Genomic DNA, 25,206 nt, shown 5'->3' on the forward strand with positions numbered 1-25,206 from the left:
ATCCAAGAAACGCTATCGAGCAAAAATTAATTCCTACAAGTACAAAGGTGACACTATGGACTCGCGAAACCTGAAGCTCGCAGGACGTCTGTTGGTGGTTGGCCTGCTCTCCAGCCTGGTCTCCGTGGGCGCGCTTGCGCAATCGACAATCAACATCAAGCTGGCCCACAACGGCAATACCAATCCCGACGACCCTCAGAACGTCGGCGTTCAAGCTTTCAAGGAAATGGTAGAGGAGCGTTCGGACGGCACGTTGAGCGTACAGATCTATCCCGCCGGCCAGCTCGGCGACGCTCGTACCATCGTCGAAGGCATCCAGTTCGGCACTATCGAGATGGCGGACGTGGAGAATGGCCCCATGGGCCGATTCGTGCCCGAAGCCATGCTCTGGGACCTGCCTTTCATCTTCCGCGATATCGAACACGCGCATAAGGTACTGGACGGCGAGATCGGACGAGCCGTACAGGAAAAATACCCGGAAGTCGGCATCCGTCACCTGGCCTATAACGACGGTGGCTTTCGTTACTTTACCAACAACGTTCGTCCTATCCACAGCATGGCCGACCTCGAAGGGCTGAAGATCCGGGTCATGGAAAGCGAGGTCATGATCGATACGTTGAACGCTTTCGGGGCCTCGGCAGTGCCCATGTCGTTTGGCGAACTCTATACGGCACTTCAGCAGGGCGTCGTCGATGGTCAGGAGAATCCCATGAACCTGATCTATAGCCAGCGGTTCTATGAGGTACAGGACTACCTGTCGCTCAGCGGACACTTCTATTACCCGCGCCAGTACATTGCCGGAGAATCGTGGTGGCAGGGTCTCAGCGAGGCGCATCAGGACATCATCTCACAAGCCGCCATCGAAGCCAGCAATATCCAACGGACGGCTCTGGCAGAGTACGAGCTCGAGATGCGCAAGGTGCTGGAGGAAAATGGCATGAGCGTCAATGAGGTCAGCAAGGATGACTTCATCGAGGCTGGCCTGAGAGAGATCTACCCAAGCTATTATGAAACGCTGGGAAGCGGAGACGCAGCGCACGGGGAATCCTTGGTTCAAGCGATCATGGAAGTCGAGTAGATGAGTGGCCGGGCGCCGACTCCGTTGGCCCCGGCTAGCTTACCGCGCGTGTTTGGATAACAAGAAAGAGGTAACTAAGGTGAGGACGTCTCAGGACACCGGGCTCGTCAGGTTCGTCAATATCGTGATCCAGTCATGCTTGGTCGCCATGATGCTGGCCATCGCGTCGCTGACTTTTTATCAAGTGCTGATGCGCTATGGATTCAACAAATCCAGCTCTTGGAGCGAAGAAGCCATACGCTTCATATTTATCTGGTGTAGTCTTCTTGCCGTTTCGATCGGAATACGTGAAAAAATACACATCGGAATCAATATTGTCGTACAGCTGTTTTCGCATGACATTCAGCGAATCATCGAAATTTCCGCCTATTTCTTGATCGTGCTCTTTTCCGGCTGCCTGGTGTTCTACGGCACGAAAGTCGTGTTATCCACCCAATTCCAGACTTCTCCCGCGCTCGGCCTGCCCATGAGCTGGGTCTATCTTTCCGTGCCGACCATGGGCGTACTGGTCATTTTTTACAGTGCACTGGAAATTCTTGGCCTAATGCGCCAGTACAAGAAGCCATAAAGGAGGGCATCGCCATGTTGCTCACGCTGCTCGTTGCCCTTGTGTTCTGTTTCATGATCAACGTTCCCATAGGCTTCGCCATGGGTATTGCCGTTTTCGCCAGTCTGATCGCTTCGGGGGCCATGCCGATCGCCATGTTGCCGCAGCGCATGGTGGCCGGTATCAACTCCTTTCCTCTTCTGGCGATTCCCCTTTTCATGCTGGCCGGGACCATCATGGAGCGTGGGGGCATTTCCAAGCGCATCGTCGGTCTGGCCAGTGCCCTGCTGGGGCACGTACAAGGGGGGCTGGCCGCAGTTTCCGTACTGGCCTGTACGTTCTTCGCCTCTATCTCGGGGTCAGCTCCCGGCACGGCGGCCGCTGTGGGCGAATTGACCATACCCGAAATGGTCAGGCGCGGTTATTCCAACGCCTATGCCTCTTCGGTCGTCGCTTCCGCCTCCTGTCTTGGCGTGGTGATTCCTCCCAGCATCACTTTCATTATTTTCGGCATTGTTGCCGACGTGTCGATCGGGCAACTGTTCATCGCCGGTATCGTGCCCGGCGCGCTACTGTCCCTGGCGCTGATCGCCGTTAGCGTGCTGCGCTCACGGCAGTTGGGATATCCTACCGAGGAGAAGCAGAGCTGGAACAAGCGCTGGCGTACCTTCATCGATTCCTTGTGGGGGCTGATGCTTCCTACCATCATTCTCGGCGGAATCATGACGGGGATATTCACACCCACGGAATCGGCTGGAATCGCCGTTTTCTATGGACTTTTCGTGAGTATCTTCATTTACCGCGAATTAAGCTGGAAAGATCTCATACCGGTCTTTTACAAGGCCTCGCTCAACTCCGCCATGATCGTCTTGCTCATCGCCATGGCGAGTCCCTTTGGCTGGATCATGATCGTCGAACAAGTACCTCAGATGGCCTCGACAGCGCTGCTTGGCTTATCCACAAACGTCTATTTCATCCTCATGCTCATGATCCTCATGTATCTCGTTCTGGGCACTTTCATGGAGACAGGCGCCATCATTCTTCTGGTCGTACCTATCTTTGCCCCGGTTGCACAGCAGCTGGGCATCGATATGGTTCACTTCGGCGTCATCACGGTCGTCGCCTTGGCCATCGGTATGGCAACCCCGCCGGTCGGCATCACGCTGTTCGCCACCTGCAGCATATCCGGCGTATCGATAGGCCAGTTGTCTCGGATGATCGTTCCCTTCCTCCTGGCACTGGTTGCCTGTCTCGTGCTGCTGGCCTACGTTCCCTTCCTTTCGACGTTCCTGCCCCGTCTGGTCTTCTGAATGCTGTGCCGCGCCACGGCAAACGCTGGCGCAAGCAAAAAGCCCCACGGTTTCTGGAACCGTGGGGCTCAAGCTCGTGGCGATCGGTTACCATCTCCTTAATTCACTTGCAGGAGCCTGGCATGCTCAATCAGCGCGCACTCGCTTATCTGAACGAAGTGGTCCGACAAGGCTCGCTGCGCCGAGCCGCCGCCCGGCTCGACGTGGACGCCTCGGCGATCAGCCGCCAGCTCAGGGCACTGGAGGAGGACCTCGGCGTCAGGCTATGCGAGAGGCACGGCGGCGGCATGCGGCCCACCGAGGCGGGGCGGCTGCTGGTCAAGCATTTCCACGCCCAGCGTTCGGCCGAAGAGGCCATACTGTCGCAGCTGATGGCCATCCAGAGCCTGGCCCGCGGTGAGGTGCGCATCGCGGTCGGGGAGGGGTTTATCGCCGACCTCATCACTGCGCCGCTGGGGGCGTTCATGTCCGCCTTCGCCGGCATTGACGTCGAGATACGCATGGCGGGGGTCAACGAGGCGATGTCGCTGCTCAAGGATATGGAGGTCGATCTGGCACTGCTCTACGCGCCACCGGTGGATCCGATGATCCGCTGTCACGTCGAGACTCGCCAACCACTGGATTTAATCGTACCGCCGGGACACCCTTTAGCCGAGCTGACACGTCCGGCGCGGCTGCGCGACCTGGAAGGCGCCCCCCTGGCACTGATGGACAACCCCTTCGGCATGCGTCAGATGGTCAACATGGTGGCCCACCACGAGCGCGTGCACCTCGAAGCCCGCCTGCATACCAATTCCGTTGCGGTACTCAAGAACTTCGTACGCTCCGGCATCGGTGTGACCTTCATGCCCGAGTTGTCCGTCATTGACGAGATACAGCGAGGCGAGATCCTGTCCCTGCCCATGGCCTACCCAATCATGAACGGTGCCCGAGCACAAATCGTGAGCTTCGAGGGCCGCGAACTCACCGTGGCGGCTCAAGCCTGTATCGAGCACCTGCATCAAGGCATGCGCTTCTTTCGAGGCGATGCACCAAGGTTGATCCAGCCTTAGCTAGCGTTGCGCAAAAGACAACACTTGAGGTATTGCATAGTCAACGCATCAATTTCTAGTCTGCTAATGGACTGCCTGCCCCGGGAGGGCAGGCAGCGGCCTCTGGTCCGTGAACAACAACACAAGGAGATCGCACCATGACCCGCGTCTGTTCCTCCACATTGAAGGGACTTGCCTCCGTAAGCCTCCTGGCCGGTGCCCTGGCGACAGGCATCGCCCAGGCAGCCACCACGATCAACCTCAGCTACAACGGCGCTCCGGACCCGGACAAAAACGCCGTTCATGTCTTCGCCACCAACCTCAAGGAGCTTGTCGAAGAGAAGACGGACGGCGAGCTGAAACTCGAGCTCTACCCCAACAGCATGCTCGGCGAGGAAGAGGATCGCATGGAGCAGACCATGAACACGCCGACCCTCAACGTGGCCTCGTTCGCCGGCGTGTCGCCCTTGGTCGAAGAGATATTCGTCAGCGCCATTCCCTTCCTGCTCGAGGATTTCGACGCGGCACGCACCTTCTTCGACGAAGGCCAGTACTGGAAAGAGGTGGAAGATGCCCTGCGTGAGCGTGCCGGGGTCGAAATGCTGGCTGTGGTGGAAGAGGGCGGCTTCCTCGCCTTTACCAACGACGAAAGACCGATCAGCCACCCGGACGACTTCGAGGGTCTGCGCTTCCGCGCCATGGACCCGAGCCAGGTGGCGCTCTACGAATCCTTCGGCGCTTCGGGCACTCCGATTCCCTGGACCGAAGTCTACATGGCGCTGCGCACCGGCGTTGCCGACGGCCAGATGAACCCACCGATGTATATCATCCTGGGCAGCCTCTACGAGGTTCAGGATTATCTCACCCTGGCCAACATTCAATACTCCAACCAGTTCCTGGTGGGCAACGCCGAGATGATCGAAGGGTGGGACGACGCGACCCGGGAAGCCTTTTTCGAGGCCGTGGCCGAGGCCAACCGTGATGCCCGCGAGCACAACGAGGCAAAGGTGGATGAGCGCATCGCCTATCTCGAGGAGCAGGGCATGGAGGTGATCCGCCCAACGGAAGAGGATATCGCCGCCTTCCGTGATGTGGGTCAACCGGCCTATCTGGCGTGGCTACGTGAGCGTGGCATCGACCAGCGCTGGATCGACTTGGCACTGGAGGATGCGGGCAGGTCCGAGCTTCTCGACTGACCGTCAATGCCCGATGCGAGGGTCGCTCTTCATGGCCCTCGCTCTACTGGCTGGAGTTTCCCTATGCCTTCGCTTCGCCAACGGGTGCTGGCCGTGAGCCGGCGCCTCATCCTGACAGCCGCGGCGGCGCTGCTGCTGATCAACCTGACGGCCATTCTTTATGGCGTCTTCATGCGCTACCTGGCCGGCGGAGCCCCTATCTGGACGGACGAGTTGGCGCGCTTCCTGATCATCGCCACCGTGATGCTCGCCGCCGGGGCCGTATGGGTGGAAGGGGGCCACATGCGCGTGGCGCTGATCGAGCGCCTGCTGCCCCGCGGCCTGGCACGCGCGCTCAATGTCTATCAGTGGCTGCTGACGCTGGCCCTGGCTCTGGGAGGTGCCTGGGTCAGCTACCGCTACGCTCTCTCGGTGGGAATGTTCACTACCTCAGGGCTCGGCATCAGCCGCAGCGTACCGCTGATGTCGCTGCCGCTGGGTTTCGCGCTGCTCGCCTGGCATGTCCTTTGGTACGGACCGGCACCGCTCCCCACGCTCACGGAGGAAGCTGCATGATTCTCACCATGCTGGGGGTATTCCTCGCCCATGTGCTGCTCGGCCTGCCACTGTTTCTCGCCCTGCTCGTTACCGCCGTGGTCGGCTTCCTGTTCGTCGACCCGGGCATGATCGCACGCATGCTGCCGCAGCAGTTTTTCGGCGGCATCAATGTATTCTCGCTGATGGCCATACCGCTGTTCATCCTGGCCGGCAATCTGATGAACGCCAGCGGCCTGACGGAGCGACTGATGGGCCTGGCACGGCTGCTTGTCGGTCACCTACGCGGTGGCCTGGGACACGTCAACGTGGTTTCCAGCGTGTTCTTCGCGGGGGTCAACGGGTCCGCCGTGGCCGATACCTCGGCACTCGGCTCGCTGCTGGTTCCCGCCATGCAGAAGGAGGGCTACTCGCGCGCCTTCGCCGCCGGTCTCACCGCCGGCAGCTCGTTGATCGGGCCGATCATCCCCCCGAGTATCTTCATGATCCTCTACGCCTCGCTAACCAACACCTCGGTTGGCGACCTGTTCCTTGCCGGGGTGATTCCCGGGCTGCTGCTGGGGCTCGCCTTCATGGGCATGAACGCCTGGTATGCCTGGCGCCAACGGCTTACCCAGCGCGGCGGCCTGCCACGACCGGGCGAGCTGGGGCTTGCGTCACTGGCCGCCCTGCCCGCCCTGATGGCCCCGTTCATCATCGTAGCGGGCATCGTGCTCGGCTTCGTCACGCCGACCGAGTCCGGCGCGCTGACGGCACTCTACGTGGCGCTGTGCGGTGTCCTGCTCGGCGGGCTGCGCCTGCATGATTTCTGGCGTGCGCTGCTGGAAACGGCCCGGCTCACCTCGGCCATCTTCCTGATCATGGCGGCCTCGGCCACCATCAGTTGGTTGCTCTCCTACGCCCAGGTACCGGCCCAGTTCGTCTCGCTTCTCTCCCCTTATAGCGACAATGCGGTACTGATCCTGCTGCTGCTCAGTGCGATCACCTTCGTTACCGGTATGTTCATGGAGGAGGTGTCAGCGCTCATGCTGCTCACGCCGATCTTCGCCCCGGTAGCGATGATGGCGGGTATCGATCCGGTGCATCTGGGGATCGTGATCACGCTGAACATCACTATCGCCCTGATCACACCACCCATGGGTGCCTGCGTATTCGTCGCCGCCGCCGTCAGCCGCATCGAGATCGTCGCGCTGTTCCGCACCATCTGGCCCTTCGTGTTGACGGCCATCGGCGTACTGCTCCTGCTGATTCTGTTCCCGCAGCTAACACTCTGGCTGCCCGCTGCCATTGGATAGGACTCCATGCCTCGTCTACCCCTGCCTGAACTGACGCCCGTACCCAGCCAGCCTTTCCCCGGCTGGGAGTCGGTCAGCCGTCGACCGATACGCGACAACGGCGAACGCCTGGTACCCATGAGCCTGGCGCCGTCGCCTATAAGAGTCTTTCCCGCCTATGCCCGGTTGGGCATTCCCGGCGCGGTGCCGGAGTGCTTCGTGCGCGAGGGGGTCTACCGGGCCTTGCTCGCCGCGGCCCGGGCGCTTCCCGAAGGCATCGGCCTCGTGGTGCTCGACGGCTGGCGTCCGTGGCGGGTTCAGCAGTACTTGTTCGACACGCTTCACGAGGCGATACATCTGCATCACCCTGAGCTTGGCGAGGAGGAGCTGCTCATACGTACCCGTGAGTTCGTCTCGGTGCCGAGCCGCGACCCGGCCGCGCCGAGCCCACACCTCACCGGTGGCGCCGTGGACGTCACGCTGTGCGATGCTGACGGGTTACCGTTGGATATGGGCACGCTGTTCGACGAGGCGCTGCCCGCCTCGCACAGCGACCACTTCGAACGCCTGCAGGTACCCAGCCATGAACAGCAACGCGCAAGGGACAACCGCCGCCTGCTCCATCGCGTGATGAGCGAACAGGGCTTCACCAACTTGCCCAGCGAATGGTGGCACTACGACCTGGGCGATCAGCTATGGGCCCACTATGGCGGTCATGGCGAGGCCATCTACGGTCCCGCCGAGCTGGAGACCATCGAGAACCGCTGGCGGCGGCAACTGGGCTGAGCGCCTCAACATCGCGAGGAAAACGAAAGAAGCCCCACGGCAGTGCCGTGAGGCTTCGAATTCGTGGCGCGCCCGGCAGGATTCGAACCTGCGACCTTTGGCTTCGGAGGCCAACACTCTATCCAACTGAGCTACGGGCGCTTATGCAAGATGACGCTGGAAGCCTAGTGCGCTTCCGCATGCCGGCAGCGCGTTGCGCTGCTCAACACTCCCCTCTGGCTTCGCCTTCGGGTCCGGCCCGGTGCGCTTCATCGCACCGGTCGCTTCGCCGGGCAGAAGCTGCGCTTCTGCAAATCCGGCGTCGCCCAACTGAGCTAGGGGCGCTTATGCAAGCGCTTTGCTTGGGTCAAGCGGCCAACATCGTAACTGTCGGGGCCCAAGCTGTCCAGCCTGGCGCGCTGCTGCCTAGCTATCGAATATCCGATATGCCTCCGGCACTTCGGCAGTGGCTTCGGCGCGTTGGCCGGCTTCCTGAAGCTGAGCGGCCAGCGCTTCCGCCCGTCGGCTCATGGCTGCCTCCAGGGCCTGGCGCGCCTCGGCCCTGGCACGCTCCGCTTCGAGCTCCAGCTCGGCCTGCATCTCGTCTCGATAACGGCTCTCCTCGGCCTTGAGTAATGCATACTCCGTGCCGGCGAAACCGGCCAGCGCCAGCGCCGTCGCGCCCGCGCCAGCCAGCAAGGCCGCCGGGCCGGTTGGTGCCGTGGCACTGGCAGTGGCTGCACCGGTCCCCACCGAACGTGCCGCATGGCCGCCCAGACGCACCACGATGCGACCCGCCAGCATCCGCGAGCCCTGCATGGCTGCACCGGCCGCCAGACGCTGCGCGAACGCCCTTCCCGCGGCAAAGCCAACCACGCCAGCGGCTCCGGCCGTACCCCAGCGCGCCTCGTCCCAGCGGCCTCGAAGTGCTTGCTCGAGTACCAGGTCGAGATCCAACATCGGTGGCTCGGTAGCGGAGTCAGCCACTTGGCGGTCGGCGTAGCGCGCATGGAGCGTATGGCTGATCTCCTCCACGTAACGCTGCTGGACATGCTGTATGCGCTGGTCGAAATCGGTCTGCAGGTCATCCAGTGCCGTCAAAACACCACTCCGTTCCACCAGGCGTTCGTGCAGCTGCGCCTCGGTCCATGTCTCGAGATCGCCACCAAGCGCCATCGCCAGGCGCAGGTAGCTCCCACGCAGCGAAAAATACCAGTCGAGATAATCGGGAATCGCCGTCTCGAGCGGCGCGAATGCCGTTTGAAGGCGGGCATCCAGCCATGGCTGCATCTCGTCACGCAGGCGCAGGTCCAACCTGCCCGCAAGCACCTCCAACTCCTGGCCCAGGGCGGCGTGAGTCTCGCCTTCCAGCGTCAGCGTCTCGCCATTCACGACGACACGCAGCAATGGCGCATCACTGTGTTCCTGCAGCAGGCGATAGCCCTGCCCCAGCGCGACGACCAGCAACGTCATCAACAGCACTGCCAGGCCCCATGAGGCTATCGGCAGGCGTCGCAGGGGGGTGTCATGAAGCATCATCCCATTTCCTTCCGATCCGGGTCCCGTGGTTGCACCACCATGCTGCGCAGGGTGTCGGCACCGATCATCAGCCGCACGAACGCCCAGGCAATCGCACTCTGGGTAAACAACAGCAGGCACCAGCCGAACAAGGCCAGGCCGTAACCGAAGCGGCCCTGTGCCAGGGCGTTCTGCATGGCCCAGTACTGCGTCAGCTCGAGCGCTTGAGCGAGGCGCTCGAGCAGGCCCAACAGGCTATCACCCGCTGCAGTCGACGTATGCCGCAACAACGCCTCTTCCCAGCCCAGACCGACCAGGTAGGGCTGGGTCAGCCACAGCGCCGCGATGACCAGCAAAAGCGCAAGGACGAAACCGGCAGGCCATACCAGCAGCCGCCGCGCGAGAGCCGCGACATAGGGCGCGACGACATGGCGCTCCAGGCGCCGCCGAATCGCCTCTTGCAGCAAGACCAATGCCAATGTCGCCGCTAGCAGTACAGGCCAGTGAGCGAGCGTCAGCAACCGGAGCTTCACCAGTAGCAACAGCGCCAGCAAGAGGGCGAGCAGTTGATGCCGAATCACCATCAGCACGCCGCCACGCAGCCAGCGATGCCAGGGCGAGGTGACGAGCAGGTACTGTCCCAGCCAGGCGCGTCGCCGCAGCCGTGCCGCTTCCAGGCTACCGAGAAAGATCAGCTGCGCCGTCACGAACCACAAGGGCAGCAATGCCTTGGCGGCCATCCCCGGGCCCAGCGCAGCCCATACCGCCATGAGCCCTGCCGCAAGCCAGACGTGACCATGCCGGTACAGGGCCTGGCGCGAGGTATCGAGGAGCCGCTTGGCCATGATGCTGCCTCGCTGCGGTTGCGGCTCAGCTCGCTTGCACCATCTCGCCGACCTTCTCAAGGATGTGCCGGCCGATGGGCAGCGCCGAGGTGGCAGCCGGCGACGGGGCGTTGCAGACGTTGATGGTGCGGCGGGTATTGACGAACAGGAAGTCGTCGATCAGCCGGCCGTCGCGGGAGACGGCCTGGGCACGCACGCCGGCGGGCCACGGCTCGAGATCGTCCAGCGTCAGGCTGGGGCAGTACTTGCGGACCTCTTCCAGGTAGCCGCGGCGCCACAGCGAATTTCGCATCTCGTGTAGCCCGGGCTTCAGGTTGCGGCCCAGTACCTTGAGAATCCCCGGGTTGGCGAACATGCGCGCCATGTCGACGAGCGAGACGTCGTTCTTGCGATAGCCTTCGCGCTTGAAGGCCAGCACCGCGTTGGGGCCCACGGTCACCGAGCCATCGATCATGCGAGTCAGATGGACGCCCAAAAACGGCATGGAAGGATCGGGAATGGGATAGATGAGATGGTTGACAATCTGGCTGAGCCGGTCGGGCAGCCGGTAGTATTCGCCGCGGAACGGGCATATGGAGAAGCCGGGGTTGCGCCCCAGCAGGCGCACGATGCGGTCGGCCATCAGCCCCGAGCAGGTCACCAGGTAGCGGCCGGCGAATTCACCCCGCGAGGTGGTGGCCACGACTTCCCCAAAGCGCTCCTCGATTCCGGTGACCGCATGATCGTAGCGGATCTGGCCGCCTCTACGCTGAAACTCGTCGGCCATCGCCTCAGCCACCCGGGCATAACTGACGATGCCGCTGGAGGGAACGAAGATGGCGCCGAGTCCGACGATGTTGGGCTCGCGCTCCCTGAGCGCGTCGCCCGAAAGCCATTCGCGCTCCAGCCCATTGGCAGCCGTGCGTTCCCATAGCGCTTCCATGCGCTGCATCTCCTGGGGGTTGGTCGCCACCAGCAGCTTGCCGCAGACCTCGAAGGGAATGCCGCGGCGTTCGCAGAATTCCTTGGTGGCGCGGTTGCCCTCGAGGCAGAAACGCGCCTTCAGGCTGCCCGGCGTATAGTAGACGCCGGCATGGATCACGCCGCTGTTGTGGCCGGTCTGGTGCCGCGCGGGGCCGCTCTCCTTCTCCAGCAACAGCATTTTCTTGTCGGGATAGCGCTCGATGAGCTGCATCGCAGTGGAGAGGCCGAGAATGCCGCCACCGATAATGATGAAATCGTACACGCAGGCCTCGCATCGCCAATGGAAGACGGAAGGTTCACTACCACGATACTCGCCGGCCGCTACGCTGGCCACCCGGCGGGCCGCTGCGCTTGCTCATGCCAAAGGTGAGGATGCCGGCGTTTTCCAGCGCTTTGCTATATCGGTATACTATCGCCCATTGTGTGCGTCATGGCGCCCGGCCGTCGCGAGCCGTCATCGCCAGAAGATTATTACAGGACCGTCGAGAGGTGGTGAGAGTGAAATCCAGCAAACTGATCTTGGGGTGTCTGGCCACCATCGGCCTGACTGCGGGTGCCATGTCCGCTCAGGCTGAAGTGGACCGCGATGCCATCGCCGAACGCTTGAAGCCGGTTGGCGAACTCTGCCTGAAGGATGAGGACTGTGGCACCGCAGCGGCTGCCGAGAGTGACGACGGCGGCGGCGAAGGCACCGACGGCGAAGGCATCTACGGCCAGGTGTGCAGCGCATGCCACGACAGCGGCGCCGCCGGTGCGCCGGTCCGCGGCGAGGAAGACAACTGGGCCGACCGCGCCGACAAGGGCTGGGACACGCTGCTGGATCATGCCATCAACGGCTTCAATGCCATGCCGGCTCGCGGTGGCAACGCGAGCCTCTCCGACGAGGAAGTCGCCGCTGCCACCGCGCACCTGCTCGAGCCGGTCATGGACGTGCCGGAAGTGGGCGGCGAAGAAGAAGCTGCCGGCGACGATGAAGCCGCCTCCGACGAGGCTGGCGCCGATGACGAAGCGACCGAAGAGGAAGCCGTGAGCGAAGAGGGCCCGGTTGACGAGGACGCCGAGGCCGCTGCCGTAGCGACCGAAGATGCCTCGGGGGATGAAGAGGCCGAGGACACCGCTTCCGACGAAGAAGCCGCCAGTGACGAAGAAGCGTCTGGCGACTCCGGCATCGACGGCGAAGCGATCTATAACCAGGCCTGCATGGCCTGCCACATGACCGGTGCCGCCGGCGCTCCGCGCCGTGGCGAAGCCGGCGAGTGGGAAGGCCGCATCGATCAGGACATCGAGACGCTGTACGACCACGCCATCAACGGCATCGGGGCCATGCCGCCCAAGGGTGGGCACACCAACCTGTCCGATGACGAGGTCCGTGCGGCCGTGGATTTCCTGGTCAAGCCCGTCAAGTAACCCAAGCGGAGCTCAGCCTGTGCGGGGCGCCTTCGGGCGCCCCGCTGCATTGAGGTGTCACCCCAACAGGGAGCGCAGCCCGGCGATGGCATCCTGTCCGCGGGCCTGCTTCTTCTCCGGGTCCTCCTTGTCGGCGCGACCCTCCCATTCGAGGTCGTCCGGCGGCAGCTCGTCGAGGAAGCGGCTGGGCGTGCAGTCCATCAGCTCGCCAAAGGCCTTGCGCTGACGCGCCAGCGTCAGGGTCAGGGTCCGGCGCGCCCGGGTGATGCCGACATACGCCAGGCGCCGCTCTTCCTCCACCGTGCCGGCCTCGATGGCGTTGCGGTGGGGCAGCAGTTCCTCCTCCAGGCCCATCAGATAGACATGCGGAAACTCCAGTCCCTTGGAGGCGTGCATGGTCAGGAGCTGCACCCGGTCGGTGTCGTCCTCCTCGGCCTGCTGCTCGAGAATGTCGCGCAGCACCAGCCGCGAGATGGCGGCCTCGACGTCATCGGTTTCAGCACTGTCTTCCGCTTCGATCTCCTCGGGATCGCGTCTCATCGACTTCTCGAGCTGGTCGATCAGTGTCCACACGTTAGCCATGCGCCGTTCGGCGACGGTGGGCGCGCTGGCGTTCTGGTAGAGCCACGCCTCGTAGTCCATTTCATGCATCATGCCGCGTATCGCCGCCACGGAGTCGCCCCCGTCCATGCGTCGGCGCACGCCGTCGATAAAATGGGTGAAGCGCGAGAGCCGCTCCACCGCCCGCGCAGGCAGCTGCTGCTCCAGGCCTAGCTCGTGGCAGGCGTCGAACAGGGAAACGCCACGTTCGGTGGCGTAGTTGGCAAGCTTCTCCAGCGTGCCCGGGCCAATCTCGCGGCGCGGCACGTTGACGATGCGCAGAAAGGCGTTGTCGTCGGCCGGATTGATCAGCAGGCGCAGGTAGGCCATGGCGTCCTTGATCTCGTTGCGCGAGAAAAATGACGTGCCGCCGGAGAGCTTGTAGGGAATCTGGTAGTGCTGCAGCTTGAGCTCGAGCAGGCGGGCCTGGAAGTTGCCGCGGTAGAGCACGGCGAAGTCACGCCAGGCGGCTGACTCCTTGATACGCCGGGTGAGAATCTCGCTGGCCACCCGCTCGGCCTCGGCCTCCTCGTGGCGGTTGACCACCACGCGTATCGGCGCGCCCTGGCCCATCTCCGACCACAGCGTCTTCTCGTAGACGTGAGGGTTGTTGGCGATGAGCGTGTTGGCCGCGCGCAGGATAGTGCCGGTGGAGCGGTAGTTCTGCTCCAGCTTGATCACGTTGAGGCGCGGGAAGTCCTCGCCCAGGGTGACCAGGTTCTCGGGTCGCGCGCCGCGCCAGGCATAGATCGACTGGTCATCGTCGCCCACCACGGTGAAGGTCTTGCGCTCGGCCATCAACAGCTTGACCAGCAGGTACTGCGAAACGTTGGTGTCCTGATACTCGTCCACTAGCATGTAGTGTATCTTGCGCCGCCAGCGCGCCAGCACGTCGGGGTTGTCCTTCAGTAGCACCACCGGCAGCAGGATCAGGTCGTCGAAGTCCACCGCGTTGTAGGCCTTGAGATGGCGCACGTAGGCCTCGTAAACGCGCGCGGCGTACTGTTGGTCCTCATCGACGGCATGAGACAGCGCCTGTCCCGGCAGCACCAGGTCGTTCTTCCATTCCGAGATCTGGTGTTGCACGGCATTGATCTGTTCGGCATCGACCTGGGCGTCCTTGTTCATCAGGTCGCGCAGCAGCGCCTTGGCGTCCTCGGGGTCGAATAGCGAGAAGCCGGGTTTGTAGCCCAGCGCCTTGAGCTCGCCGCGAATGATGTTGAGCCCCAGGGTGTGGAAGGTCGAGACGGTCAAACCGTGACCCTCCTTGCCCTTGAGCATCTGCCCCACGCGCTCCTTCATCTCGCGAGCCGCCTTGTTGGTGAAGGTCACCGCGGCGATGCGTCGCGCGCTCATGCCGCACTCCTGCACCAGGTAGGCGATCTTGGTGGTGATCACGCTGGTCTTGCCCGAGCCGGCACCGGCCAGCACCAGGCATGGGCCGTCGATGTAGCGCACGGCCTCCTGCTGACGCGGGTTGAGCTTGGCGAGGCGTTGCTGGATGCTCATGGGCGTGTCTCGGAGCGCTTGTTCAAGGGGCTTTCTCAAGGTGCTTTCTGGAGGCTCACGGCACCGGCGAAGCCCAACTGGCGCCAGGCCTCGTACACCAGGATGGCGCAGGCGTTGGAGAGGTTGAGGCTGCGGCTGTCCGGCAGCATGGGAATCCGCAGACGTTGCTCGGGTGGCAGGGCATCGAGCATCGCCTGGGGCAGGCCGCGGGTCTCGGGGCCGAACAGCAGGGTATCGCCGGGGCGATAGCTAGGCTCATGGTAGCCGGTGCGACCGCGGGTCGATACGGCGAAGACCCGCTCGGGCGCCACCGCCTCGACGAAGGCCGGCCAGTCGCGATGCACGCGGACGGCCGCCCATTCGTGGTAGTCGAGCCCCGCTCGGCGCAAACGCTTGTCGTCGAGCACGAAGCCCAGCGGCTCGATCAGGTGCAAGCGAAAGCCGCTATTGGCACAGAGTCGAATCAGGTTGCCGGTATTGGGCGGGATCTCGGGTTCGAAGAGTACGACGTCGAGCATGGCGGCCTGCCTGAAAGCGCAGGCGGACCCCACCGGAGGCCCGCCGGTACAGCGAGGTCAGAAGTTCAGGCGAACCCCGACCTGAGCGCCACGATCCAGGGTGCGGCTGCCGTGGCGATTGTCAAAGTCGGCCGCCGACTGACGCAGGCCAACGTAGCCGTCGACGTTGGGCGTGAAGGCATAGCGCGCACGCACGCCCACTTCGTAACCGTCGTCGAGGTCGCCCCCGGTCACGACGCCAGGCGTGTAGAAGCCGTAGCCACCCAGCGAAACGGCCGGTGCCTGCGGCAGGTAGACATAGCCGTAACCGCCCAGGCCCAGGCCACCGCCGTTGCCGTAGTCGGTGTCGAACTGGGTCCAGCGCGCACCGATGCCTACGTCACGTTCGCGGTTGCGCTGCACGCCGAGCAGCTGGGCATGGTAGAGGGTGGCGTCTTCGCGATACTCGCTGTTGATGACACCGCCCCCCAGAACCACGCCCTGGGTGATCTCGCCGGCGGCTTCGAACTGCACGGCATCGGCACCGAGGTTGAGGTCCAGGCCGCCCGCCGCATGAGCGCCGGCGGCGGTGAACAGCATTCCCACGGCCAGGGCGGCCCTGGCGAACTGATCTAGGCTTTTCATCGATGTCTCCTCAGATGCGCAACTCGGATTTCCCGACTCATTGGGCGGTAACGCCATAGCGCGCGCGGTAATCGCGAATGGCGGCCGCATGTCCCTGCCATTCGGCACTCGCCTGCTGCTCGAGATAGGCCAGCACCATGTCGAGGGTGACGATGCTGACCACCGGCATGCCGTAGCGCGACTCGACCTCCTGGATGGCGCTCTGGCGCTGCATTTCCGCCCCCGCCTGTCCGCACTCCTGGCGATCCAGGGCGATCACCACGCCGGCGGCCTTGGCGCCGGCATCTTCGATCAATGTCATCACTTCGCGCACCGCGGTGCCTGCGGTGATCACGTCGTCGATGATCAGGATGCGCCCGGCAAGCTCGGCGCCGACGATGTTACCGCCCTCGCCGTGGTCCTTCGCCTCCTTGCGGTTGAAGGCGAACGGCAGGTCGCGGCCGTGATGATCGGCCAGCGCCACCGCCGTGGTGGCCGCCAGCGGGATGCCCTTATAGGCCGGGCCGAACAGCACGTCGAAGGGCACGCCGCTGGCCTCGATGGCATTGGCATAGAAACGCCCCAGTCGCGCCAGGGCGCCGCCGCTGCGAAACAGGCCGGCATTGAAGAAGTAAGGGCTGACACGGCCCGACTTGAGGGTGAACTCGCCGAACTTGAGCACGCCCTGTTCGATGGCGAACTCGATGAACTCACGCTGATAGGCTTGCATGCTGGCCGACACGGCGCTCCCCCTGCTATTCATTGGCTTCATGGAAACGGAATTCTGCCGCCTACCACGAATATCCATGCGGGCCATTTACCCAAACGTCGAAACGTCGGGTATCATACACGCGCGACGTCAAAGGGACCATGTATGAAAATTGCCACCATCAATGTCAACGGAATCCGCGAGGCCGTCGGACGAGGCTTCCTCGACTGGCTGGCCGAACAGGACGCCGATGTCATCTGCGTCCAGAACCTCAAGGCCAAGAGCTTCGAGCTGGACGACAGCATTCTGTATCCGGAGGGCTACGAAGGCTACTTCCTCGACGCCGAAGAAGACGGTTTCTCGGGCGTGGGGCTGTATTGCCGCAAGATCCCCAAGGCGATCATGTACGGTCTCGGCTTTCCCCAGTGCGACCACGAGGCACGCTTCCTGCAGGCCGACTACGACCGCTTCAGCATCGCCAGCTTCCTGATGCCCGACGGCAGCGACTACGCCGCCAAACAGGCCTTCATGGCCCAATATCAGGAATACCTGAACAAGATGGCACGCAAGCGTCGCGAGTACATCATCTGCGGTACCTGGCACATCGCCCACAAGACCGTCGACCTTGAAAACTGGGCCGATAACCAGACCACGCCGGGCTTCAAGCCGGAAGAGCGTGCCTGGATGGACCAGGTCTTCGGCCCCACCGGCTTCATCGACACCTTCCGCGAGATCAACCGTGACGCCGGCGAATACACCTGGTGGCCCAAGCTCGACCAGGAAGTGCCGCGCTCGCGCCAGGAAGGATGGCGCATCGACTACCAGATCGTCGGCCCCAACTTCCGCCGCCACGTGGTCGATGCCTGGGTCGACTACGACGCCACCTTCAGCGAGTTCGCCCCGCTGTTCGTCGAGTACGACCTGACGCTGTAAGCACGCCCTCTTCGTCGCGCCCGGGCCTTTCCCGGAACGCATAGCGCCGGCATTCGTGCCGGCGCTATGCGTTAGGGAGATACTGGTTTACTGCTGCGCTCGGGCCCTTGATAAAGACAGCTGGCCGCCGGCGATGCCGAAGCGTCGGACCGTCGCTCTCCTCATGTAGCAAGCTACATTCCGGGAGCTACGCTCCGGCGGCAACCAGCCTCTCATCGCTCGCGACATAAATCAGCCTCCCCCTTTCCATTGGGATAATCTCAACGGCGAATACCCAGTGCCTCACGCTGATGCTCGAAAAGTTCGGCGCCGGCGTTTTCGGCCAGCTCCAGCATGGCGTTGAGCTGCTCACGCGTGAACACGCCCGCCTCGGCGGTGCCCTGCACCTCGATCAGCCCGCCCGATTCCGCCATCACCACGTTCATGTCGGTGTCGGCGGCGCTGTCCTCGGGGTAGTCGAGATCCACCACCGGCACGCCCTTGTAGAGCCCCACCGAGACCGAGCTGATCAGTTGCAGGAAGGGGTCGCCCTTGACCAGCTTCTTGCGCTGCAGGTAACGAATGGCATCCATCAGCGCCACGCAGCCGCCGGTGATCGAGGCGGTGCGAGTGCCGCCGTCGGCCTGGATCACGTCGCAATCCACGGTGAGGGTGAATTCGCCCAGCTTCTTCAGGTTCACCGAGGCCCGCAGCGAGCGGCCGATCAACCGCTGGATCTCCAATGTGCGGCCGCCCTGCTTGCCGCGGGCCGCCTCGCGACCGCCACGCGTGTGGGTGGCGCGCGGCAGCATACCGTACTCGGCGGTGACCCAGCCCTGTCCCTTGCCGCGCAACCAGCGCGGCACCCCGGCCTCGACGCTGGCGTTGCACAGTACCTTGGTGTCGCCGAATTCCACCAGCACGGAACCTTCGGCATGGCGCGTGTAGTCGCGGGTCAGACGAATCTCGCGGGGCTGGTCGGGGCGACGCCCGCTCGGGCGTGTGAATTGGGAAGCCATGGTACCTCTCGAAAGACGGACGAACGGTCGGGACGGCCTCGCTTGGACAGCGGGGCATCGAATGGCTGGCCATTCTACACGGTCGGACCGGGAGATCGGTTACACTCCTTGTCCGAAATGTCGCCGAGCCGGTTCCGGCAGCGGCGCAACCGAACGAGGAGTCGCCATGGTCGAGCACTGCAAAGTTCACAGCATGACAGCCTTCGCCCGCCAGAGTCGGGAAGACGACTGGGGCAGCCTGCAACTGGAGCTGCGTTCGGTGAACCAGCGCTACCTGGAGCCCTTCTTCCGGCTTCCCGAGGCCTTGCGCGACCTCGAGCCTGGCTTCCGCGAGGCGCTGCGCACGCGACTGGCACGCGGCAAGGTGGAGTGCCACCTGCGTTTCGAGCCGACCGACATCAGCGAAACCCTGGCCGTCAACCACACCCGGCTGATCGCCCTGGCCGACGCGCTGGGCGAAGTTCGCGAGGCGCTGCCCCAGGTCGCCATGCCCGACGCCCTCTCGCTGCTCGACCACCCCGGCGTGCTCGAGTCCCAGGGCGTCGACCTGGACGTGGTGAAGGCGGAGGCCACGGCGCTGTTCAATGCCGCTCTCGACGAGCTGATCGAGGCGCGCGCCCGCGAAGGCGAGAAGCTCGCCACACTGATCCGCGACCGGCTCAGTGGCGTCCGCGAGCAGGTCGTCGAGGTGCGCCGGTTGATGCCCGAGATCCTCGAGCGCCAGCGCGCCCTGTTGCTGGAGCGGCTCGAGGCAGTCAAGGCGGAGCTGGACCCCCAGCGGCTGGAAGCCGAACTGGTCCTGCTGGCGCAGAAGGCCGATGTCGATGAGGAACTCGACCGACTCGAGGCCCACGTCAGCGAGGTGGAACGCCAGCTCGATCAGAAGGGACCCAAGGGGCGCCGCCTCGACTTCCTGATGCAGGAACTCAACCGCGAGGCCAACACCCTCTCCTCCAAGTCGGCAGTGGCCAGTACCACCCGCTGCGCGGTGGAGCTCAAGGTGCTGATCGAGCAAATGAGGGAGCAGATCCAGAATATCGAGTAGCGTCTCGGTGTGTATAATGACGGCCCGTCACGTTCGCGTCAGGCAGGCTGTACCGCGTTCACCGCAGCCGCTCAATACGGATGCTTTATCATGGCCCAAGGTACGCTTTTCATCGTTTCCGCGCCCTCCGGCGCCGGCAAGACCACCCTGGTGCGCGAGCTGATCGAGAGCCTCGACGGCATCCAGGTCTCGGTGTCGCATACCACCCGGGCTCGACGCCGCGGCGAGGTGGATGGCGTCAACTACCACTTCGTGGATGGCACCGAGTTCGAGGCGATGATCGCCCGGGGTGAGTTCTTCGAGCACGCCCGCGTCTTCGACAACTTGTACGGCACCTCGCGGCCGGCGGTAGAGGCGCTGCTCGAAGCCGGCCAGGACGTGATCCTCGAGATCGACTGGCAGGGGGCGCGACAGGTTCGCGAGCAGATGCCCCACGCGGTGTCGATCTTCATTCTGCCGCCCTCCCGCGATGAACTGGAGCGGCGCCTGGCCAGCCGCGGCACCGACGAGCACGCCACCATTGCACGGCGCATGCGCGACGCGGTAAGCGAGATGTCGCATTACGACGAATACGACTATCTGGTGATCAACGACGATTTCACTACCGCCCTGCGCGAGCTGCAGTCGCTGGTGATCAGCCGGCGCCTGAGCCTGGCGCGGGTGCAGGAGAGCCACGGCCCGCTGCTGGCGGCGCTATTGTCCTGACAGGACAGGCGCTCGTCATCGCCCCAGCCGCGGGCGCTTGCCCTGAACCCCGGCCTCAAGCGCTTGTCACAGCAACCGAGGGTCGAGTAATCTAGTCTGTCCTGTTCCATTTCGGTGCTCCGGCCACGGCCGGTGCCTCACAGTTTCGGGAAGTACCCAATATGGCGCGTGTCACCGTCGAAGATTGCCTGGAAAACGTCGAAAACCGCTTCAAGCTGGTGATGATCTCCACCCAGCGCGCACGTCAGCTGTCGCGCGGCTCGCGCGATGCCCAGCTGCCGTGGGAAAACGACAAGCCCACCGTGATGGCCCTGCGCGAGATCGCTGCCGGCCTGGTGGACCACAGCGTACTGGACGAGCCGATCGAGGCACCGGTCAGGATTCGCCGCGAAGGCGAGCCGGGCATCGCTCTCGAGGAGTAAGGCTGTCACCCAAGGCGCGCTAATGTTCACCATCGACGACCTGGCCGACAGACTCGGCGGCTACCTTCCTCCCGACGAGATCCAGCAGGTCAAGCGCGCCTTCTACTACGCCGAGCAGGCCCACGACGGCCAACGCCGTCGCTCCGGCGAGCCCTACGTCACCCACCCGCTGGCGGTAGCCAACATCCTCGCCAACATGCACATGGACCATCAGAGCCTGATGTCGGCCATGCTGCATGACGTGATCGAGGATACCGGCGTCTCCAAGGAAGCGCTGGCCGAGCAGTTCGGCAAGCCGGTGGCGGAGCTGGTCGACGGCGTATCGAAGCTGACCCAGATCACCTTCGAGGACAAGGCGGTCGCCCAGGCCGAAAATTTCCAGAAGATGGTGCTGGCGATGTCCAAGGACATCCGCGTCATCATCGTCAAGCTCGCCGACCGCCTGCACAACATGCGTACCCTGGGGGCCTTGCGGCCGGAGAAAAAGCGTCGCATCGCCCGTGAGACGCTGGAAATCTACGCCCGCATCGCCAGTCGCCTGGGCATCAACACCATCCGCGTGGAACTGGAGGATCTCTCGTTCCAGGCCTTGCACCCGATGCGCTCCGAGCGTATCAAGCGCGCCGTCTCCAGCGCCCGCGGCCATCGCCGCTCGGCGATTCGCCAGGTCCAGACCACCCTGCAGAAGAGCCTCGACGACGAGGGCCTGCCCGGCACCGTCGTGGGTCGCCAGAAGCACCTGCTGTCGATCTACAAGAAGATGCGCGACCAGCGCAAGCCGTTCGCGGAGATCATGGATGTGTTCGGTTTTCGCATCATCACCGAGGACGTCGACAGCTGCTACCGTATCCTCGGCGTGGTGCACAATCTCTACAAGCCGGTGCCGGGGCGCTTCAAGGATTACATCGCCATCCCCAAGGCCAACGGCTACCAGAGCCTGCATACCACGCTGTTCGGCAGCGGCGGCATGCCCATCGAGGTGCAGATCCGGACCCGCGAGATGGAAGCCATGGCCAATAACGGCATCGCCGCCCATTGGCTCTACAAGGCCGGCCAGACCGACCATCCGATTGCCGAGGGCAGCCACGCCCGCGCTCGGGAGTGGGTCAAGGGGCTGCTCGAGATGCAGCGCCATGCCGGTGACTCGCTGGAGTTCATCGAGCACGTCAAGAACGACCTGTTCCCCGACGACATCTATGTGTTCACCCCCCGTGGTGACATCATGGAGCTGCCCCAGGGCGCCACGGTGATCGATTTCGCCTACGCCGTGCACACCGACATCGGCAACAGCTGCATCGCCTGCCGCATCGACCGCCATCTGGCCCCGCTCTCCACCCGGCTCGAGAGCGGGCAGACGCTGGAGATCATCACCGCTCCCGGGGCGCGGCCCAACCTGGCCTGGCTCAACTTCGTGGTGACCGCCAAGGCGCGTTCGGCGATTCGCCATGCCCTCAAGCATCAGCAACATACCGAGGCGGTGCAGCTCGGCCGACGCCTGCTCAACAAGTCGCTGGCCGACTTCGAGACCAGCCTGGAAGAGCTGCCGGACAACGTCCTGCCGGAATTGCTGGAAGAGCTAACGGTCAAGAGCGAAGAGAGCCTGTTGGAGTCGATTGGCCTGGGGTCCCGGGTCGCCCATGTGGTGGCGCGGCGCCTGGTCGATCTGCTGCATGGGGACATGATCGAGGCCGGCGAGCGCACGCTCCCGCCCCAGGGACCGATCGTGATCAGCGGCGCCGAAGGCATGGTGATCAAGTTTGCCCGCTGCTGTCATCCGCTGCCGGGCGACCCGGTGATCGGCCACCTGTCGGTGGGCAAGGGCATCGTGGTTCACCGTACCGAATGCCGGAACCTCGAAGAACTCAAGAGCGATCCCGACAAGCTGTTCGCTCTCGAATGGTCCGCCGAGATCACCGAGGACTTCCCCGTGGCCCTGCGCATCGAGATCGAGAGCCGGCGCGGGCTGGTGGCGGAGCTGGCCAGCCTGGTCACCGATGCCGACGCCAATATCGAGCGCATCGGTATCGAGGAGCGCGACGCCCGTCTCTCCATCGTGCACCTCACCCTGGCGGTACGCGACCGCGTACACCTGGCACGCATCATCAAGCGCATCCGCAACCTGTCGCACGTCGGCAAGATCACCCGCGTCGGCAATTGAACCCGTTACCGGCCCGTTCGTCGCCCGGCGCGGCGAACGGGTTTTTCGTTAGTGCATCGCCTCGAGAATCACAAGGAGAACATCATGAGCAACAAGGCCGTGATCAATACCGAAAAGGCGCCCGCCGCCATCGGGCCCTACTCCCAGGCCATCAAGGCCGGTAATACCGTCTATCTCTCCGGCCAGATCCCGCTGGACCCGGCCACCATGGCGCTCGTGTCCGACGACTTCGAGACCCAGGCACGCCAGGTCTTCACCAATCTCAAGGCCGTGTGCGAGGAAGCCGCCGGCTCGCTGGGCGAGATCGTCAAGATCAACCTCTATCTGGTCGACCTGGACAACTTTGCCATCGTCAATCGAGTGATGGAGGAATACTTCGAATCCCCCTACCCGGCCCGTGCCGCAGTCGGCGTGAAGGCGCTGCCGAAGGGGGCGCAGGTGGAGGCGGAAGCGGTCATGGTAATAGGGGATTGAGCGGGACGTGAGACTCTTCCTCGCCTTGGTGCCGCCGGCCGAACTGCGCCAACGGCTCGGCGAGCTGGCGGACATCGCCCACGCCCACTGCGGCGGGCGGCGCATGCCAGATGAGACTCTGCATGTGACGCTCGCCTTCCTCGGCGAGGTAGAGGAGGCGAAAGCGGCCGACCTGATCGAGTGGGTACAGGGACTGGCCATCGCGCCCGGCGAGTGGCGTCTCGACCGCTGGGGCAGCTTTCGCCGCCCCGGCATCGTCTGGGTGGGCGGTCACCAGCACGATCCTGCCCTTGAGCGGCTGCATCGCCGTGTATGGGCCTCCCTTGAACCGCTCGGGTTCGGCGCACGACCCGCTCGGTACACGCCGCATGTCACGCTCTTGCGACGCGCTGTCACACTTCGGCTGGAAGGCCTTCCCTCCGTTGACCAAACGTGGCCCTATAATCGGCTCGAGCTGATTCAATCGATCCTCGATGAGCGGGGCGCTCGCTATCGGACCCTGGCCGTCTCGCAGGGGTGAGTTTCAAGGACGAAGCGCACCATCGATTGGCTAGCTGATCGTTGATGCACAAAAAGGAGACAAGCCGTGCTTCGCATGAAGAACCTGATGATCGGCCTCGGCGTCGGTCTGGCCATGGCGAGTAGCCAGCCCATCTTGGCCGATCTCTATATCGCAGGCGGCATCACCAGCGAATCGACCGCCGCCGCCCGTATCGAACTCGACACCCTGATTGGCCTCGAGCGCCTGCATCCGCAGCTCGACCTTCGCCTGGCCACCGGCCTGCTGTTGCTTGAAGGGGATGAGAGCAAGGAGAACGCTGCCTGGCTATTCACCCCCATGCTGCGCTATACGTTCGCGGGAACGCGGAACGTCTTTGTCGAAGGCGGTATCGGCGCCGCGGTGTTTCTCGATGCACGGCTTGGCTCGCGGGATCTCTCCACCGCGTTTCAATTCCAGGACCGCATCGCCCTGGGCGGTTCCGTGGGGCCCGGCGAGCTTTCGTTGAGCCTCACCCATTACTCCAATGCAGGCATCAAGGAACCCAACGATGGTATCGAGGTGCTGGCCCTGGGCTATCGGCTACCGCTGTGAGCGCCGGCCGGGCAGGTACCGGGGCGACGGGCAATGGTGGCGTTTCCGCCCTGCCCGTCGCGTCGGGTCCGCCTCAGACCGGCTCGGCCAGGTAGCCCCCCTCCTTCATGACCTGGGCATAGCCTTCACGATAGCTGGGATAGCGGAAGGCATAGCCCGTCTCGAGCAGGCGTGAATTGTTGCAACGCTTGCTGGCACGCTTGCGCAGCGGTGCCTGGATCACTTCGGTGGGCTCCGCCCTGAGCTGGCCGGCAAGCCAGGCCATGACCTCGTGGAGCGGCTCCGGTGCGCAATCGCTGGCCAGGTAGAGCTCGTCGACGGGTTGGCCAGCGCTATCCAGGCCGATCAGATGAGCCAGCACGCCGGCACAGTCGTCGCGGTGAATGCGGTTGGAGTACATGGGCGGGCTCTTCGGCGCGATGCGCCCTTCGAGCACCTGACGAATCAGGCGGTCTCGCCCCGGCCCGTAGATACCCGAGAAGCGCACCGCCGTACCGGGCAACGGGCTTTCGCGCAGCGCCTGCTCGGCTTCGCGCATCAGCATGCCGGCGAAGCCTGCCGACTCGGCCGGCGTCTCTTCGTCGACCTGCTCCCCCTCCTGCTGTCCATAGACGCTGGTAGAGGAGACGAAGAACAGCCGCTTCGGTGCCCTATCGCGACCCTCGTAGGTGCGCAGCACGGCCTTCAGGCCATCGGGATAGGCGGCCCGATAGGCCGCTTCATCGAAGCGATCGGCGCTCAGGATGTAAACCACGTAGTCGACGTCGGGCAATGCGGCCAAGGCCGCTTCGTCACAGAGGTCGAGCGGCAGCGGCTCGATGCCGCTGCCCTCCAGCGCCTGGGCGCTGCGGCGGGCCCCGATCACGTGATGCCCGGCCTCCAGCAGCTCCCTGCCCAGCACCATTCCGATGTCACCGCAGCCCAGAATCAGTGTCGTTTTCTTCACCTTTCTCTCGCCCCCTGATAAAAAG

Annotated in this window: 26 protein-coding genes and 1 tRNA gene; 17 read left to right on the top strand and 10 right to left on the bottom strand. The window is 63.8% G+C overall.

Annotated elements, in window-relative coordinates; genetic code table 11:
- Nucleotides 1–55: 55 nt before the first annotated feature.
- From ACOJCM_RS04565 to ACOJCM_RS04600, 8 genes are all read left to right on the top strand, one after another.
- Complete coding sequence (locus tag ACOJCM_RS04565; RefSeq protein WP_445210878.1) at nt 56–1,078, top strand: TRAP transporter substrate-binding protein; 1,023 nt, start codon at nt 56–58, stop codon at nt 1,076–1,078.
- A 79-nt stretch (nt 1,079–1,157) separates the two neighbouring features.
- Nucleotides 1,158–1,646: a TRAP transporter small permease gene (locus ACOJCM_RS04570; RefSeq protein WP_445210879.1), complete on the top strand. Its 489-nt coding sequence runs from the start codon at nt 1,158–1,160 to the stop codon at nt 1,644–1,646.
- 14 nt (nt 1,647–1,660) lie between these two features.
- Complete coding sequence (locus ACOJCM_RS04575; RefSeq protein WP_445210880.1) at nt 1,661–2,935, top strand: TRAP transporter large permease; 1,275 nt, start codon at nt 1,661–1,663, stop codon at nt 2,933–2,935.
- A 122-nt stretch (nt 2,936–3,057) separates the two neighbouring features.
- The gene (locus tag ACOJCM_RS04580) at nt 3,058–3,987 is read left to right on the top strand and encodes a LysR family transcriptional regulator (protein WP_445210881.1); all 930 of its coding nucleotides are present in this window, start codon (nt 3,058–3,060) and stop codon (nt 3,985–3,987) included.
- A 137-nt stretch (nt 3,988–4,124) separates the two neighbouring features.
- On the top strand, nt 4,125–5,162 hold the full coding sequence (dctP, locus tag ACOJCM_RS04585) for a TRAP transporter substrate-binding protein DctP (RefSeq protein WP_445210882.1): 1,038 nt from the start codon (nt 4,125–4,127) through the stop codon (nt 5,160–5,162).
- A gap of 63 nt (nt 5,163–5,225) precedes the next feature.
- Nucleotides 5,226–5,717 carry a TRAP transporter small permease gene (locus ACOJCM_RS04590; protein WP_445210883.1) on the top strand — a complete coding sequence of 164 codons (492 nt, stop codon included), beginning with the start codon at nt 5,226–5,228 and terminating at the stop codon, nt 5,715–5,717.
- Nucleotides 5,714–6,991, top strand: coding sequence for a TRAP transporter large permease (locus ACOJCM_RS04595; protein WP_445210884.1), 1,278 nt, complete (start codon nt 5,714–5,716; stop codon nt 6,989–6,991). The genes ACOJCM_RS04590 and ACOJCM_RS04595 overlap by 4 nt, the downstream gene beginning before the upstream one ends.
- Nucleotides 6,992–6,997: 6 nt before the next feature.
- On the top strand, nt 6,998–7,756 hold the full coding sequence (locus ACOJCM_RS04600) for a M15 family metallopeptidase (protein WP_445210885.1): 759 nt from the start codon (nt 6,998–7,000) through the stop codon (nt 7,754–7,756).
- Between the two features lie 64 nt (nt 7,757–7,820).
- Here the strand turns inward: ACOJCM_RS04600 and ACOJCM_RS04605 are convergent.
- The 4 genes from ACOJCM_RS04605 to lhgO form a co-directional block, all read right to left on the bottom strand.
- Nucleotides 7,821–7,897 (bottom strand) — tRNA-Arg (locus tag ACOJCM_RS04605).
- A 264-nt stretch (nt 7,898–8,161) separates the two neighbouring features.
- Entirely contained in the window at nt 8,162–9,274 is a 1,113-nt protein-coding gene (locus tag ACOJCM_RS04610; RefSeq protein ID WP_445210886.1) for a hypothetical protein, read from the bottom strand.
- Nucleotides 9,271–10,098, bottom strand: coding sequence for a hypothetical protein (locus tag ACOJCM_RS04615; protein WP_445210887.1), 828 nt, complete (start codon nt 10,096–10,098; stop codon nt 9,271–9,273). The genes ACOJCM_RS04610 and ACOJCM_RS04615 overlap by 4 nt, the downstream gene beginning before the upstream one ends.
- 25 nt (nt 10,099–10,123) lie before the next feature.
- On the bottom strand, nt 10,124–11,323 hold the full coding sequence (lhgO, locus tag ACOJCM_RS04620; RefSeq protein WP_445210888.1) for an L-2-hydroxyglutarate oxidase: 1,200 nt from the start codon (nt 11,321–11,323) through the stop codon (nt 10,124–10,126).
- Between the two features lie 236 nt (nt 11,324–11,559).
- Here lhgO and ACOJCM_RS04625 point away from each other — a divergent pair, with 236 nt between their 5' ends.
- Complete coding sequence (locus tag ACOJCM_RS04625) at nt 11,560–12,468, top strand: c-type cytochrome (RefSeq protein ID WP_445210889.1); 909 nt, start codon at nt 11,560–11,562, stop codon at nt 12,466–12,468.
- A gap of 57 nt (nt 12,469–12,525) precedes the next feature.
- Here ACOJCM_RS04625 and rep read toward each other — a convergent pair whose 3' ends face one another.
- From rep to pyrE, 4 genes are read right to left on the bottom strand one after another with little or no spacing between them, the layout of a single operon-like run.
- Nucleotides 12,526–14,577: a DNA helicase Rep gene (rep, locus tag ACOJCM_RS04630; RefSeq protein ID WP_445210890.1), complete on the bottom strand. Its 2,052-nt coding sequence runs from the start codon at nt 14,575–14,577 to the stop codon at nt 12,526–12,528.
- A 35-nt stretch (nt 14,578–14,612) separates the two neighbouring features.
- Nucleotides 14,613–15,095: a tRNA (uridine(34)/cytosine(34)/5-carboxymethylaminomethyluridine(34)-2'-O)-methyltransferase TrmL gene (gene trmL, locus ACOJCM_RS04635; RefSeq protein WP_445210891.1), complete on the bottom strand. Its 483-nt coding sequence runs from the start codon at nt 15,093–15,095 to the stop codon at nt 14,613–14,615.
- Nucleotides 15,096–15,152: 57 nt separating this feature from the next.
- Nucleotides 15,153–15,719, bottom strand: coding sequence for a YfaZ family outer membrane protein (locus ACOJCM_RS04640; protein ID WP_445210892.1), 567 nt, complete (start codon nt 15,717–15,719; stop codon nt 15,153–15,155).
- Between the two features lie 37 nt (nt 15,720–15,756).
- Complete coding sequence (gene pyrE, locus ACOJCM_RS04645) at nt 15,757–16,428, bottom strand: orotate phosphoribosyltransferase (RefSeq protein WP_445211023.1); 672 nt, start codon at nt 16,426–16,428, stop codon at nt 15,757–15,759.
- 144 nt (nt 16,429–16,572) lie between these two features.
- On the opposite strand from pyrE, the gene ACOJCM_RS04650 reads away from it, so the two are divergent.
- Nucleotides 16,573–17,340 (top strand): exodeoxyribonuclease III, encoded by a 768-nt coding sequence (locus tag ACOJCM_RS04650; protein WP_445210893.1) that lies wholly within the window; start codon nt 16,573–16,575, stop codon nt 17,338–17,340.
- Between the two features lie 260 nt (nt 17,341–17,600).
- Here the strand turns inward: ACOJCM_RS04650 and rph are convergent, their stop codons facing one another.
- Nucleotides 17,601–18,338 carry a ribonuclease PH gene (gene rph, locus ACOJCM_RS04655; RefSeq protein WP_445210894.1) on the bottom strand — a complete coding sequence of 246 codons (738 nt, stop codon included), beginning with the start codon at nt 18,336–18,338 and terminating at the stop codon, nt 17,601–17,603.
- A 166-nt stretch (nt 18,339–18,504) separates the two neighbouring features.
- On the opposite strand from rph, the gene ACOJCM_RS04660 reads away from it, so the two are divergent.
- From ACOJCM_RS04660 to ACOJCM_RS04690, 7 genes are all read left to right on the top strand, one after another.
- Entirely contained in the window at nt 18,505–19,383 is an 879-nt protein-coding gene (locus ACOJCM_RS04660) for a YicC/YloC family endoribonuclease (RefSeq protein WP_445210895.1), read from the top strand.
- A gap of 90 nt (nt 19,384–19,473) precedes the next feature.
- Nucleotides 19,474–20,088: a guanylate kinase gene (gmk, locus tag ACOJCM_RS04665; RefSeq protein ID WP_445210896.1), complete on the top strand. Its 615-nt coding sequence runs from the start codon at nt 19,474–19,476 to the stop codon at nt 20,086–20,088.
- Nucleotides 20,089–20,249: 161 nt separating this feature from the next.
- Nucleotides 20,250–20,510 carry a DNA-directed RNA polymerase subunit omega gene (gene rpoZ / locus ACOJCM_RS04670; RefSeq protein WP_445210897.1) on the top strand — a complete coding sequence of 87 codons (261 nt, stop codon included), beginning with the start codon at nt 20,250–20,252 and terminating at the stop codon, nt 20,508–20,510.
- A gap of 22 nt (nt 20,511–20,532) precedes the next feature.
- On the top strand, nt 20,533–22,668 hold the full coding sequence (locus ACOJCM_RS04675; RefSeq protein ID WP_445210898.1) for a RelA/SpoT family protein: 2,136 nt from the start codon (nt 20,533–20,535) through the stop codon (nt 22,666–22,668).
- Nucleotides 22,669–22,752: 84 nt separating this feature from the next.
- Nucleotides 22,753–23,142: a RidA family protein gene (locus ACOJCM_RS04680; RefSeq protein ID WP_445210899.1), complete on the top strand. Its 390-nt coding sequence runs from the start codon at nt 22,753–22,755 to the stop codon at nt 23,140–23,142.
- Nucleotides 23,143–23,149: 7 nt separating this feature from the next.
- Nucleotides 23,150–23,662, top strand: coding sequence for an RNA 2',3'-cyclic phosphodiesterase (thpR, locus tag ACOJCM_RS04685; RefSeq protein ID WP_445210900.1), 513 nt, complete (start codon nt 23,150–23,152; stop codon nt 23,660–23,662).
- A gap of 75 nt (nt 23,663–23,737) precedes the next feature.
- Nucleotides 23,738–24,235 (top strand): acyloxyacyl hydrolase, encoded by a 498-nt coding sequence (locus tag ACOJCM_RS04690; RefSeq protein ID WP_445211024.1) that lies wholly within the window; start codon nt 23,738–23,740, stop codon nt 24,233–24,235.
- 73 nt (nt 24,236–24,308) lie between these two features.
- Here ACOJCM_RS04690 and ACOJCM_RS04695 read toward each other — a convergent pair whose 3' ends face one another.
- Complete coding sequence (locus tag ACOJCM_RS04695) at nt 24,309–25,181, bottom strand: NAD(P)H-binding protein (protein WP_445210901.1); 873 nt, start codon at nt 25,179–25,181, stop codon at nt 24,309–24,311.
- Nucleotides 25,182–25,206 lie beyond the last annotated feature (25 nt).

It is taken from the genome of Billgrantia hypersalina (assembly GCF_052584175.1).